This is a genomic window from Staphylococcus sp. GDY8P57P, from assembly GCF_017892585.1.
Lineage (GTDB): Bacteria > Bacillota > Bacilli > Staphylococcales > Staphylococcaceae > Staphylococcus > Staphylococcus borealis.
On sequence record NZ_JAESLK010000003.1, the window covers coordinates 167,333 to 182,732 of the forward strand.

The 15,400-nt window shown below is 33.6% G+C and carries 6 protein-coding genes and 2 pseudogenes; 1 reads left to right on the forward strand and 7 read right to left on the reverse strand.

What is annotated here, in order from left to right:
* Window positions 1–323 precede the first annotated feature (323 nt).
* Genes KA878_RS01520 through KA878_RS01530 form a run of 3 tightly spaced genes read right to left on the reverse strand, consistent with a single transcriptional unit; the run spans window position 324 to window position 3,096 of the window.
* Window positions 324–749 carry a YtxH domain-containing protein gene (locus KA878_RS01520; protein ID WP_053030512.1) on the reverse strand — a complete coding sequence of 142 codons (426 nt, stop codon included), beginning with the start codon at window positions 747–749 and terminating at the stop codon, window positions 324–326.
* Between the two features lie 17 nt (window positions 750–766).
* On the reverse strand, window positions 767–1,462 hold the full coding sequence (locus tag KA878_RS01525; RefSeq protein ID WP_193839203.1) for a pseudouridine synthase: 696 nt from the start codon (window positions 1,460–1,462) through the stop codon (window positions 767–769).
* The gene (locus tag KA878_RS01530) at window positions 1,459–3,096 is read right to left on the reverse strand and encodes a putative polysaccharide biosynthesis protein (RefSeq protein WP_193839202.1); all 1,638 of its coding nucleotides are present in this window, start codon (window positions 3,094–3,096) and stop codon (window positions 1,459–1,461) included. Before KA878_RS01530 ends, KA878_RS01525 begins: the two co-directional genes overlap by 4 nt.
* A gap of 269 nt (window positions 3,097–3,365) precedes the next feature.
* Between KA878_RS01530 and KA878_RS01535 the strand changes: the two are divergent.
* Window positions 3,366–4,617: pseudogene (locus KA878_RS01535) on the forward strand (BaiN/RdsA family NAD(P)/FAD-dependent oxidoreductase).
* Between the two features lie 95 nt (window positions 4,618–4,712).
* On the opposite strand, the gene KA878_RS01540 reads toward KA878_RS01535, so the two are convergent.
* The 4 genes and pseudogenes from KA878_RS01540 to KA878_RS14565 form a co-directional block, all read right to left on the reverse strand.
* A complete protein-coding gene (locus KA878_RS01540) occupies window positions 4,713–12,530 on the reverse strand; it encodes a SasC/FmtB family protein (RefSeq protein ID WP_210142055.1) in 7,818 nt (2,605 codons plus the stop codon).
* 275 nt (window positions 12,531–12,805) lie between these two features.
* Window positions 12,806–13,726 (reverse strand): DUF1542 domain-containing protein, encoded by a 921-nt coding sequence (locus tag KA878_RS14235; protein ID WP_247878229.1) that lies wholly within the window; start codon window positions 13,724–13,726, stop codon window positions 12,806–12,808.
* 57 nt (window positions 13,727–13,783) lie between these two features.
* Window positions 13,784–14,212 (reverse strand): annotated as a pseudogene (locus tag KA878_RS14560) (DUF1542 domain-containing protein); the annotation flags it as partial.
* Window positions 14,213–14,233: 21 nt separating this feature from the next.
* Entirely contained in the window at window positions 14,234–15,397 is a 1,164-nt protein-coding gene (locus KA878_RS14565) for a DUF1542 domain-containing protein (RefSeq protein ID WP_247878228.1), read from the reverse strand.
* Window positions 15,398–15,400: the final 3 nt, after the last annotated feature.

The window sequence follows — 15,400 nt, forward strand, 5'->3', positions numbered from 1 at the left end:
AATATTTATAGATTTTATAAAAATTTATGTTAAAAATTTTATAAAGTCTCCATATTTAAACGCTATATGACGCAATTTGTGCAAATCATACATATCAATGACCTTAAATTTTTTATATACAAATCTTACATTCCATATTTATAAAAAAAGGATGGGACAAAATTCTTTTCAAATTCATTGTCCCACCCCCGCAAGGATGACTAGAACTGAAAAAGCATGATTTAAGTGTATTCTCAGTTCAGTCAGCTACTGCAAATTAGCAAAGTAGCATTATCCTATTTTTATTTCTCATGCGCTTATAAATATCGCAGAGTATATCTACATTAATCTTTATCTTCTAACGCATTTTTGTTTTTCTTTAAATCTTCTTCAGTGACTACTCTTAAATTATTATTAACAGTAGCGCCACCTTCATCATCAAATTTACCTTCTTCTAGTGCATCTTCTTTGTTTGCATCTAAATTAGTAAATTTTGATTTTTCTTCTTCTAAAAATGATTTTGGATCATTTTTCAAGCGATTAGCGTATTCTTGAGGGTTATTTCTAACCTCTTGAATTGTTTCATTAGCTTTTGAACCTAATTGGCTCGCTAATCCTTTTGCATTTTCTTTATAACTTTCTGGATCTTCTTTGTATTTATTATATTGCTCTTTTAATTTATCTCTACTTTCTTTTCGAGATAATACAACTGCTGCAGTTGCAGCACCGACACCAGCAATAATTCTAAATAAGCCTGTAGTTTTAGACATAGTATACACCTTCTCCTTTATGAATGCTGTAAAAGCTTTAATTCGTCATCTGAGAGTAACTTATACTCACCAGATTTAAGATTTTCATCTAACGCCAAATTAGCGATTTTAAGACGTTTTAATTCTAATACCTCATTTTCAATGGCATGAAACATCCTTTTAACTTGATGATACTTACCTTCATAAATGGTCACCTGTGACGTAGTCTTATTTACTCTTGTTAGTAAAGCAGGTTTAACTGGTCCATCAGATAGCGTGATCCCCTGCTTAAAAGCTTCAATATCATCATCAGATATCGTATGTTGTGAGATGACTTCATATGTCTTTGATACATGTTTAACGGGACTCATCAATTCATGACTAAACTGACCGTCATTCGTGATAAGCAATAATCCCTCAGTATCTTTATCTAATCTACCAACAGGAAAGATATCTAAATGCTGATATTCTGGAATTAAATCTATGACAGTGCGATTTGTTCCATCATGCGTAGCTGAAATATAGCCCTTAGGTTTATTGAGCATAATATAAATATGATTAATAAACGTAATTTGTTTGCCGTTTGCCATCACAATATCCTCTTCTGGATCGATATGACATTTAGGTGATTTCTCTATCGAATCGTTAACTGTAACGGCCCCTTTTTTTAAAAGTTGCTTTACCTCAGAACGTGTTCCCACACCCATATTAGCTAAAAATTTATCTAATCTCATCTTAAGAAACCAACTTTTCGGCGAATTTTACCAGGTAAATCTCCTAAAAACTCATCAGCCAATCTATTCTTAATTGTAATTGTGCCATAGATGAGACCACCTACAATAACGCCGATAATTAGAATAATAAACGCTCCAGATTTACGATCGACAGATATGAACAAGCTTAAAATAAAGTACACAACCTCAACACTTATCATCATGATTAAACTATAAATGAAAATTTTAGCAACTTGAACAAATGTATCTGTAAAATGGAATTTAGCATAAATTTTCAAAATCATTAGGTTCGCGATGTTAGCGACTGTAAGCGCAATAGCTGTACTTAAAACTGCACCTGCTGTATGGAATATCATAATTAATGGAATATTCAAGATTAATTTAACAATCACAGATCCTAAAATTACAAAAACTGTTAATTTTTGTTTGTTAATCCCTTGTAGCATTGACGCAGTTACACTTAATAAAGAAATTAAAATTGCAACTGGTGCATAGTAAAATAGTATTTTATTACCATCTGGATTATATTGGTAGAATACAGTGTATAAAGGAGATGATAATGCCATTATTCCAAGACTTGCTGGCACTGTTATGTACATTAATACGCCAATAGACGTTCTAATTTGACGATGCATTTCTGTTAAGCGACCTTCAGCAAAAGTCTTGGTAATAAATGGTATTAAACTAACTGCAAAACCCGCTGCTAATGATGTTGGTATCATAACAATTTTGTTTGTTGTAAAGTTTAAGATAGTAAAGAAATAGTCTTTATTCGCATGGAATCCTGCTGCATCTAATGCATTATTGTGTGTAAATTGGTCCACTAAATTAAATAGCGGGAAATTAAGACTTACAATAACAAATGGAATACTATATGAAATTATTTCTTTATACATTTTAGTATAAGAAACATCTAGTCCAGAATTATCAGATGCTACCATTTTTTGAATATGTGGCTTACGTTTTCGCCAGTAGTACCAAAGCGTTAGTAAACCAGCAATAGCACCTATCGCGGCTGCAAACGTAGCTACACCATTTGCTTGTAAGTAAGAACCATGAAAGACATTTAATACTAAGAAACTTCCGATAAGTATAAACACAATTCTAGCGAGTTGTTCTGTTACCTCAGAAACAGCTGTAGGTCCCATGGATTCGTACCCTTGGAATACACCACGCCATGTAGCAAGTAACGGTATAAATACAACTACCATACTTATCACTCGAATGATCCAAGTAATATCATCAATTGTCCATCCGCCTTTGCCCTCTTTACGTCCTAATGTTAAAGAAGCAATATCTGGCGCTAAGAAAAATAGAATTAAAAATCCTATTATTCCTGATATGGACATCACGATAAAACTTGATTTATATAATTTTTGTCCAACTTTATACGCACCTAAAGCATTGTACTTAGCTACAAATTTTGAGGCCGCTAATGGTATTCCCGCTGTTGCAATAGCAATTGCGATATTATATGGAACATATGCATAGTTAAATGGTGCTAACTTTTCTTCCGCATTTGCACCCATAATGGCATAAAAAGGAATTACAAAAAGTACACCTAATATTTTAGTTATTAGAATACTTAATGTAATGAGAAAGGTACCTCTTACCATTTCCTTGTTTTCACTCATATTTAATCTTCCTGCCTTTTTAATAATCAAATTATTTAATTTAAAACCTTTTTGAAGGGCTTGCATTACTATAAAATATATCACAAAATACTAATTGTTTACTAATGACTTTAATAGTTTTACTAAATTTAAGTTTAAACGCATAATAAATCAAGTTATATATTCATTTGTTAATGAACCAATCTTAAATTATAACTAAAATTGTTAAGAATTCAATCGTAATTTAAATTATAATAATAGCACTAAGATAATAAGGCGGAGGTTTCTCAATGTATCAAACAATAATCATAGGTGGTGGACCTAGCGGACTCATGGCTGCAGTTGCCGCATCTGAACAAAGTGAAAAAGTACTTTTATTAGAGAAAAAGAAAGGTTTAGGTAGAAAACTTAAAATTTCTGGTGGTGGTAGATGTAATGTTACCAATCGATTACCATATGCAGAAATAATAAAAAACATACCAGGCAATGGAAAATTTTTATATAGCCCATTTTCTGTATTTGATAACGAATCAATCATACACTTTTTTTGAATCTAGAGGCGTCAAATTAAAAGAAGAAGATCACGGCCGAATGTTTCCAGTATCTAATAAATCTCAAGATGTAGTAGATACACTTGTAAACACCATTAAACAAAATAAAGTCGATATTAAAGAAGAAACGATCGTCAATGCTATTAATGTAGAAGACAATGGGATATTTGAAGTTAAAACTGATAAAGGCTTATTTTTAAGTAAAAGTGTCATCATTGCAACTGGAGGCACAAGTGTACCTCAAACAGGTTCAACTGGAGATGGCTACAAGTTTGCGGAAAGTTTAGGTCATAGCATTACCGAACTCTTCCCTACTGAAGTTCCTATTACTTCAGCAGAACAATTTATTAAATCCAAAGAGCTTAAAGGTTTAAGTCTTAAAGATGTAGAATTATCTGTACTTAAGAAAAACGGTAAAAAACGAATTAGCCATCAAATGGATATGATATTTACTCATTTTGGTATAAGTGGACCAGCAGCACTAAGATGTAGTCAATTTGTTTATAAAGAACAAAAAAATCAAAAGAAAAAAGAAATTAATATGCAATTAGATGTTTTTCCAGAATACAAAAATCATGTTCTAGAGGAAAAAATAACATCTATTTTAAATGAAGAACCTGATAAGTATATAAAAAACAGTTTAAGAGGACTTATAGAAGAACGATATTTGTTATTTATGCTCAAACAAGCTCAAATCGATGAAAATACTACATATCATCACCTATCAAACCAACAACTAAAACAATTAGTTGACTGTTTTAAAGCCTTTACTTTTAAAGTGAACGGCACTTTACCAATTGATAAAGCCTTTGTAACTGGTGGTGGTGTAAGTTTAAAAGAAATTTGGCCAAAAACGATGATGTCAAAATTACAACCTGGGTTATTTTTATGTGGAGAAGTATTAGATATTCACGGCTATACAGGTGGCTATAATATTACAAGTGCACTTGTTACAGGACATGTGGCAGGTTACGAAGCAGGTAAATTTTAATAAAAGAACTCCCTAAGATTATTCTAGTAATATGTAGAATAATCTTAGGGAGTTTACTATTCATCTTGCAATCCATTAAATATAAATCTGATTTTTTACTTCGACGCTCTTCTTCTCATTGATCTTAAAATTAAGAATAATCCACTTACAAATGTGAATGAAATTAATGGACTTGATTTATCATTATTTATACCAGTGTTTGGTAATTGATATCTTCCTTTTTCATTTCTAACTTTATGATAGGCTTTATTAGTTTTATGTTGTTCAGTAGTTACTATCACACTTGCATTTTCATTATTGCTAAGTGATTTTTTATTATTTTGCTTGTTAATTTTAATATTTGCAAATTGAAGTTTAACATCATTTACTATCTTATTTATTGTATTATTTCTTGAAGCAAGATCAATATCTTTGAATGATTTTTTAACTATTTGTTCAATGATGACTTTAATTCTAACTTTTTCCTCATTTGAAACACCATTCATATTATTTATTTTATTTTTCAATTGTCTAGCTATTTTTTCAATTTTTTTCTTAGCAATTAATTTAGCTTTATTTTCAGGTACAGTTTTAGTAATTAATTTGCTATATTCTGCATCTATTTTTTTCACTTTATAAGATGTTTTAGCTTTTTCTATTTCAATTTTAGCTTTTTCAAAAAGTAGTTTAATCATTTGTTTTGCTTTGGCTTTTTCTTCTTCAGTTGCCAAGTGATTAGAATCTATTTTTGTCATCTGTTGTTTGACTAATTCCTGTAAGTGCTTAATTGCTTTTGATTTTGCTGAATTATCAGCTTCAATATTATTGATGGCCGTTTTACCTACATCAATCGCATTATCGACTTCAGAGTTGTTAACCGCTTTATCTATCGCTTGTTTTGCTGCTGTTGCGGCTTCGTCTACTTTTGCTTTTGCAGCAGATTTCTCTTCTTCTGTCGCATTTACGTTGTGATCTATTTCTGCTTTCTTAGCTGTAGCTGCTTCATCTATCGACGCTTTTGCTTCATCTTTTTTAACAACCGCCGGTTGGACTTGATTGATTGATTCAATTCCACTTTCTTTTGCTGCGTCCACTCCTGCGTTATTTGTTGCTTGATCTATCGCATTCTTCGCAACTGTTGTAGCTTCGTCCACTTTCGCTTTTGCGGCTACTTTTTCTTCTTCTGTCGCATTTGCGTTTTGATCTATTTCTGCTTTCTTAGCTGTAGCTGCTTCATCTATCGACGCTTTCGCTTCATCTTTTTTAACAACCGCCGGTTGGACGTGATTGATTGATTCGATTCCACTCTCTTTTGCTACATCAACACCTGCGTTATTTGTTGCTTGATCTATTGCCTTTTTAGCGGCCATTGCAATTTCATCTACTTTTGCTTTCGCAGCTGCTTTTTCTTCTTCTGTCGCAGTTATATTTTGATCAATTTCTTCTTTCTTACTATCAGTAACTTCATCTATCAGCGCTTTTGATTGAGATTTCTTGATTACCGTTGGTTGGAATTGATTGATTAAGCCTACGCCATTATTTTTTGCTTCTTCAACTTCGGCATTATTTGTCGCTTGATCGATTTTTCTCTTCGCAATTTTTACTGCTTTATCTATTTTTGCTTTTGCAGCAGATTTCTCCTCTTCTGTTGCATTTGCATTTTGATCAATTTCTGCTTTCTTAGATTGTGCAACGTTGTCTATTTCTACTTTAGCTTGATCCTTCTTAACAGTCGTTGGTTGGAATTGATTGATTGAATCGATTCCTTTTAGTCTTGCTGCATCCACTCCTGAATTATTAGTTGCTTGATCTATTTCACTTTTCGCATTTGTTGCGAACTCATCTACCTTTGCTTTCGCTGCTGTTTTCTCTTCTTCTGTCGCATTTGTATTTTCATCTATTTCTGCTTTTTTACTATCAGCGACTTCATCTATCAGTGCTTTTGATTGAGATTTTTTAATTATCATTGGTTGAATTTGATTGATTGAATCGATTCCTTTTTCTTTTACCCTTTCAACGTCTGCATTATTTGTTGTTTGGTCTATCGCATTCTTCGCAACTTTTGCTGCTTCATTTACTTTCTCTTTTGCTGCTGCTTTTTCTTCTTCTGTCGCAGTCGCATTTTGATCTATTTCTGCTTTCTTAGCTTGTACCGCACTGTCTATTTCTGCTTTTGATTCAGCTTTTTTAACTACGGTTGGTTGAATTTGATTGATTGAATCGATTCCACTCTCTTTTGCTGTGTCTACGCCTGCATTATTTGTTGCTTGATCTATCGCATTCTTCGCAACTTTTGCTGCTTCATCTACTTTTGCTTTTGCAGCTACTTTTTCTTCTTCTGTCGCATTAGAATTGTGGTCTATCTCTGTTTTCTTAGCTGTCGCTGCCTCTTCTATTGCTGCTTTAGCTAGGTCCTTCTTAACAACAGATGGTTGGACATGATTTATTGAATCTATTCCACTTTCTTTTGCTGTGTCCACACCTTGGTTATTAGTTGCTTGATCTATCGCTTGTTTTGCTGCTGTTGCAACTTCGTCTACTTTTGCTTTTGCGGCTACTTTTTCTTCTTCTGTCGCATTTGCGTTTTGATCTATCTCCGCTTTCTTAGCTTGTGCAATGTTGTCTATTTCTGCTTTTGATTCAGCTTTTTTAACAACCGTTGGTTGTACTTGATTAATTGCTTCTACGCCAGTTGCTTTTGCAGTGCCTACGCTTGCATTATTTGTTGCTTGATCTATTGCATTCTTCGCAACTTTTGCAGCTTCGTCCACTTTCGCTTTTGCGGCTACTTTTTCTTCTTCTGTCGCATTCGTGTTTCGATCTATTTCCTCTTTCTTAATATCAGCAGCTTCATCTATCAATACTTTTGCTTGAGCTTTCTTAACTACCGTTGGTTGAACATGATTGATTAAGTCTACACCATTATTTTTTGCTGTCTCTACTTCATCATTACTTGTCGATTGTTCTACTTTTCTTTTCGCAGAAGCTACTACTTTATCAATTTTTAATTTTGCAGCAGATTTCTCTTCTTCTGTCGCATTTGCATTTTGATCTATCTCTGCTTTTTTAGCTGTTGCCGCATTATTTATCGCTGCTTTTGCTTGGTCTTTTTTCTCAACCGTTGGTTGAATATTATTGATCGACTCGATTCCACTTTCTTTAGCTGCCTCTACTCCTCCATTATTTGTCGCTTGATCTATTGCACTCTTCGCAGTTTTTGTAGCTTCATCTACTTTTGCTTTCGCCGCTACTTTTTCTTCGTTCGTCGCATTTGTATTTTGATCTATTGCTTCTTTCTTAGCTGTAGCTGCTCCATCTATTGCTGCTTTTGCTTCATCTTTCTTAACCACTGTCGGCTGAATTTGATTAATTGATTCGATTCCGCTTTGTTTTGCTGAGTCCACACCCGTATTGTTTGTTGCTTGATCAATCGCATTCTTCGCCACTGTCACAGCTGCTTCTACTTTTGCTATTGCGTCCGCTTTTTCTTCATCCGTCGCAGTTGTGTTTTGTTCTATTGCTACTTTTTTAGCTGTTGCCGCATTATCTATCGCTGCTTTTGCTTGGTCTTTTTTCTCAACCGTTGGTTGAATATTATTGATCGACTCGATTCCACTTTCTTTAGCTACATCTACTCCTACATTATTTGTTGCTTGATCGATTGCACTCTTCGCAACTTTTGCAGCTTCATCTACTTTTACTTTCGCCGCTACTTTTTCTTCTTCTGTCGCATTTGCATTTTGATCTATCTCCGCTTTCTTAGCTGTTGTCGCATTATCAATTGCTGCTTTTGCTTGCTCCTTTTTCTCAACCGCTGGTTGAACATGATTAATTGAATCTATGCCGCTACTTTTTGCTGTGTCAACACCTTGGTTATTAGTTGCTTGGTCTATCGCAACTTTAGCTAATCTTGTAACGTCATCTACTTTGGCTTTTGCAGCTATTTTTTCTTCTTCTGTCGCATTTGCATTTCGATCTATCTCCGCTTTCTTAGCTGTTGCGGCTTCATCTATCGACGTTTTCGCTTCGGCTTTTTTAACGACCGTTGCTTGGACTTGATTGATTGTTTCAATCCCACTTTCTTTGGCTGTGTCCACACCTTGGTTATTAGTTGCTTGGTCTATCGCATTTTTTGCAACTTTCACAGCTTTATCTACTCTTGCTTTCGCCGTTGCTTTTTCTTCATCCGTCGCATTCGGAGTTCGATTAATCTCCTCTTTCTTAGCTGTTGCGGCTTCTTCTATTGCTGCTTTTGCTTCATCTTTCTTAACTACCGTTGGTTGTACTTGATTGATTGAATTTGTGCCACTACTTTTTGCTGTATCAACTCCCGCATTATTTGTCGCTTGATCGATTGCATTCTTCGCTGCTGTCACAGCTGTATCTACTTTGGCTTTTGCAGCTGCTTTTTCTTCGTCCGTCGCATTTGTATTTTGATCTATTGCTTCTTTCTTAGCTGTTGCCGCATTATCTATTGCTGCTTTTGCTTCATCTTTCTTAACTACCGTCATTTGGACATGATTAATTGAATCTATGCCACTACTTTTTGCTGTGTCAACTCCTGCATTATTTGTTGCTTGATCGATTGCATTCTTCGCTGCTATTACAGCTGCATCTACTTTGGCTTTCGCCGTTGCTTTTTCTTCGTCCGTCGCATTTGTATTTTGATCTATTGCTTCCTTCTTAGCTGTTGCCGCATTATCTATTGCTGCTTTTGCTTCATCTTTCTTAACTACCGTTGTTTGAACATGATTGATTGAATCTATGCCACTACTTTTTGCTGTGTCCACATCTGTATTGTTTGTTGCTTGATCGATTGCATTTTTCGCTATTGTTGCTGCTTCTTCTACTTTTGTTTTTGCGGCTACTTTTTCTTCTTCTGTCGCATTTGGTACCTGCTCAATTTCATTTTTCTTATTACGCGCTGCTTCATCTATCGCTGCTTTCGCTTCATCTTTCTTAACAACTATAGGTTGAACGTTGTTAATTGTAGTTATACCGTTTGTTTTAGCTGTATTTACACCCGCATTATTTGTTGCATGATCGATCGCATTCTTCGCTGCAGTCACAGCTTCATCTACTTTGGCTTTTGCAGCTGCTTTTTCTTCATCCGTCGCATTTGTTATTTTGTCTATTTCCGCTTTTTTAATACGGACTGCTTCATCTAATGCTGAATTCGCTTGGTCTTTCTTTTGAACTTCTGGTTGAATATTATTGATTGAATCTTCACCATTAATTTTCGCCATGTCTACACCCGTATTAGTCGTAGCATTATCAATGGCGTTTTTAGCATTTAGTGCTGCTTCATCAATTTTTGCTTTTTCAATTACTTTCTCTTCATCCGTCGCATTTGTAACTTGATCTATTGTCGCTTTTTTTACTCTAGCAGCTTCATCAATTGCCGATTTTGCTTCTGCTTTTTTTACAGCATCAACTTGTACACTACTAATCATATTTACTGCATTATTTTTAGCAGTAGTTACATCATCATTGTGTACACCACGTTCAATATTTGTGCGAGCATGATTGGCAATTTCATCGATTTTATTTTTCACTGCTAATTTCTCTTCTTCTGTAGCCTCTTCATTTCTTTCTATTGCCGCTTTTTTCGAAGCTATTGCTCGTTCTAATGCTTGTTTCATTTTATTTCTCATTACTGCATTAGTTTGAACTTGATTTATTGCATTATCACTATCCGTTTTGATTGCATCTACTTCTTGATTCGTAGTTGCGTTTCCAATCTCTTTCTTAGCATTAATGAGTTCCTCATTAACCTTTGTTTTCGCAATTTCTCTTTCTTCAAATGTTGCATCAGTATTATTTTCAAGTGCAACAAGTTTTTCATTTGCTTTACTTTCTAATGCTTGTATTGCACGTTGCTTAACAATTGGCGTAACATCTGATGCACTTATAGCATCAATTGCTATATTTTTAGCTTGAGTTACTTCATCACTTGTGTGAGATTCATCTATACTATTATTTTTGTCTCTTAAGTTCGACTTTAATACGTTGAGCGCAGCTTCTTTTTCATCTAGCGTTGCATCATTATTAGCATTAATAATGGCTTGACGTTCTTTCGCAACTTTATCAACTTCAAGTTTTGCTCTCTCTTTATCTAACTGTAGTGTTAAATCATTAATATTTGCCTGGCTCTTTCTATCACTAATTGGTGTGTCATCATTTTCATCTAAAACTTGTCTAGATTGATTTAGTACATTTTGCATTGCAGACCATGCCTCTGATGAGTAATCTCTGCGGTTTAATTGCTGTAATTGAGTCGTTATCTCGTTTACCTTTTGTTGTAGCGCATCTTTAAACATTTTAACAGTGACAGTTTGTCGATTTATAGAAGTGTTGCCTCTTTTTTGATCAGATTCAGATTTAATGTAAATGTTTGTTCCACCGTATCTGAAATAATTGTCGTCAGCTGAAGAACCAAAGTCACGACTACCATTACGTCTATTCATATTAATTCCTTCAGTTACATATAATAACGTTGCTTCAAAATCTTTCTTAATTGGTACAGAAGCTGGTAACGTAACGGTATAAGTAATATCTTTAGTTGTACCAGGATCAATTCTATCTATATTTAGTGTTAATTCTCTAGTTGCAGAATTATAGTTAGATCTAGCATTTGTTGCTGAAACAAATTTTGCACCTTCAGGTAAGGTAACTTTGTATTGCGTTTTATTTGAACGGGCATGACCTTTATTTTCTATTGAAACTTCTAAAGTGGCATCAACTTGAGTGGCAGTTGTTGATGATGATGTAGATGTGTATTCAGTTTGATATGTAGTCGCTTTTAAATATGCACCACTGTTCAACTTAACGTCAGCTAATCCACTACCACCGAAATTATTGCTTCCTTTCAATAATCTACTTCCACCAGCACTCTCATAACTTCTCTTGTCAAAAGTTTCAAATAAAAATCTAAGTTTAGTCACATTATCAGGCACATTGAATACACCTCTAAATACACCGAAGGATTTACCAGCAGTGTTAGGTCTACCTGAATAAAGTAAATCTGTTGGATTATTACCATCAAAAATAGAAACTTTAACCCCATTAATACCGTTCGTATTACCCATTGAAGTTCCTATAAATTCCAATTGGAGTTCAGAACCAGGTGTAACGTCAATATCTTGATAAATAGGTCCGACGGTTTTATCGTTATCTGGAGTATTATTTCCTGTGTATTTTGATAGAACGGCAGCAACCTTATTTTTTGTTAAATTAAACACATATGGATTATATGGTGGAAGTGCTTTAGGTCCCCATATAAGTGGAATTTGTGTTTGGTCAGCGTTATTAACCTGCCAACCAGTAACTTTATTAGCATCATTCATTTCTGAAGTAGTTGCATTAGTAGGTATAACCGCACCATTTGATGTATCTGTAAACGTACCATTTACGAATTGATTTGAGTTAACTTCGTTATTACGCATAACATCAGAATTTGCTGTCGCAGCACCGCTATCAGCAGATCTTTTTGCTCTGTGATGTTTAGGTTTTTCATTTTCAACTTGATTCGTTTTATTAACGTTATTAATCGTTTCATTAGTTACAGTACTACTTGAATGTAAAGCAGCATTGGATGCAGAAATAGATTCAGAATTATTTTTTTCTGAATCAGAAAGTTGTTCATTATTAGAATTAACATCTAAGTTATTCGTTGTTGCTTCTCCATGGTTGGTAGTTGCTGTTTCATTTGTATTAATTGTTCTAAGAGTATTAATTTGTTTATCACTAATATTTGATTTATTTTCATTTTGAGAGTTAACACGTTGTGAGGTGATTTGCGAAGAATTACTTTCTTCCTCTTGTGTTGCTGCATGACCTGGATGTGAAAAGAAAGTCAGTGTAGCTATAACAGTGGAAAATATTCCTACACTAAATTTACGAATACTAAATTTCTGTTTTTTAAAAAGATTCATTATTGTTCCTCCTTGATGTTGTTGTCTTGTTGTAGTAGTAATAATGAATAGTAAAGTGTGTTATTAAATTTTTTACATATGATTTTATACAATTGATATCATACTTTTTTATAATATCATCGATTATCCGAAATAACCAGAATAAATTTTTAATTGTAATGGAACATTCATCAAATTTAAATGTGCTTAAATTATATTATTATTATATACATTTTAATTGTGCCTAATACTAAAAAACAAGCCTCACGACTATGTGAGGCTTGTTCTTATATTATTTAGTTTTTATCTTCTTTTCTTTTACGTGATGTTAAGATTAAGAAGAATCCACTAATTAAAGTTAATTCTATTAATGGTAATTCACTTCTGTGATTTCCACCAGTATTTGGTAATTGTTTATTAGCTTTACCTAAAGTTAAGTGGTTAAAATCATTATTACCATTATCAAATCCTAACTTAGGATAATATCCATTGGCATTATCTAATTTTTGACCTTGTTTTGAAGGCATTGGCGCAACTTTAAGAATATCTTCAATGGCTTTTTTAGTTGTGCTATCGACATCTCGGTTTGAACTATCATTATCTATTTTTAACAATGCTTTTCTAGTAATTTCATTAATCAAATGCATTGCTTTTTGTTTTTGTTCATCCGTTAATCCATTTTGATGGTTAATTTTTTCTTTTTGCTGTTGTGCAATTGTTTTAATTCTATCCTTAGCAGCTTGTTTTTTCTTAGCAATTACTTGAACTTTAGAAATTTCATTTTTAAATTTAGCGTGCACTTTATCAACATCATTATTAGTTGCAGCGTGATCAATAGCTTTTTTAGCCTTTTTAATAATATTGTCTACTTCTGATTTAGAAACTTCTTTCTCTTCATGAGTTGCTTGATGATTTTTGTCAATTTCTGACTTTTTAGTCTTAGCAATAGAATCTAAATCTTTTTTAGCTTGAGATTTTTTCATTGTGTCAGGTTGAATTGATTTGATAACTTTACTACTTAACGTTTTAGCTTCATCAACATCATGGTTTGTTATTCCATTATCGATGTTACTTTTAGCCTTCGTAGCTTCTTCATCAACTTTCGTTTTAGCAGCTTCCTTCTCTTCTTTTGTAGCATCATTAACCTTATCAATTTCTGCTTTTTTCACTTTAACTAAATCATCGATGGCTTTTTTTGCTTGATCTTTTTTGATCACTTCAACAGTTACACTATTTATTGTATTTGTGCCATTACCATTAGCTTGGTCGACATCATTGTTTGTTATAGCATGATCAATTATTGTTTTAGCTTTTGTAACTTCTTCATCAACTTTTTTGTGTGCAGCGTCTTTTTCTTCTTTAGTTGCATTAGGTGTTTCGTCAATTTGAGTTCTTTTTGCTTTAGCAACTTCATCGATGGCTTGCTTAGCTTCTGCTTTCTTAATTGTTTCTGGTTCAATCGGTGCTATTTTAGTATGACCATTATTTTTAGCTTGGTCTACTTCATCATTTGTGTTAGCTTGGTCTATTGCTTGCTTAGCTTTTGCACCTTCTTCATCAGCTTTATTTTTAGCTACATCTTTCTCTTCTTTAGTAGCATTAAAGTTGTCATCAATGGCTTTTTTCTTAGCAACAACTTCATCATCAATCGCTTTCTTAGCTTCCGCCTTCTTAATTACTTCTGGTTGAATTGATTCAATAATATTAACACCAGATGTTTTTGCTTAATCGACATCGTTATTTGTTATTGCGTTGTCAATTGCTGCTTTAGCTTTTGTTGCTTCTTCATCTACTCTAGATTTTGCTGCTTCTTTTTCATCTTGTGTTGCATTAGCAACTGTATCAATTTGTGCTTTTTTAGTTACAACTTCATCATCAATCGCGTGTTTTGCTTCTGCTTTTTTGATAGCTTCTGCTTGAATATTAGTTATTGCTGTTACGCCTGTCGTTTTAGCTTGGTCTACTTCGTTATTAGTAGTTGAATTATCAATTGCTGTTTTTGCTTTTGTTGCTTCTTCATCTACTTTTGCTTTAGCCGCGTCCTTTTCTTCTTTAGTAGTTGTTGAATCTTCTTCCAGCTTTGATTTTTTAACTTTAGCTTGTTCATCAATCGCTTGTTTTGCTTCTGATTTCTTAATAACTTCTGGTTGAATTGATTCAATAATATTAACACCAGATGTTTTTGCTTGATCAACACTGTTATTTGTTGTTGCTTGATCAATTGCTGCTTTTGCTTTTGTTGCTTCTTCATCTACTTTAGATTTTGCTGCTTCTTTTTCTTCTTGAGTTGCATCATTATTATTATCTATTTCTTGCTTTTTAGCAGTAACTAATACATCAATGGCTTGTTTTGCTTCTACTTTTTTAATTACTTCCGGTTGAATTGATGTAATTGTATTAACACCAGATGTTTTTGCTTGATCGACATCATCATTGGATGTTGACTTATCGATTGCTGCTTTTGCCTTTGTTGCTTCTTCATCTACTCTAGATTTAGCCGTATCTTTTTCTTCTTGAGTTGCATCATTATTATTATCTATTTCAGCTTTTTTACTTCTAACAGATTCATCAATAGCTTGTTTTGCTTCTGCTTTTTTAATAGCTTCTGGTTGGATATTATTGATAGCTGTAATTCCATGATCTCTCTCTGTATGAACTGCATCGTTTGTAGTTGAACGATCAATCGCTTGTTTTGCTTTAGAAGCTTCACTATCGACTTTTTGTTTAGCAGCATCTTTTTCTTCTGTTGTAGTTGTATCATCTTGATCAATTAATGCTTTTTTATTCGTCACAGCTTCATCGATGGCTTGTTTCGCTCTTATTTTTTCAATAGACTCTGGTTGAATATTATGAATAGTATTTGTACCTTCATCCTTTGCTTGAGTCACTGT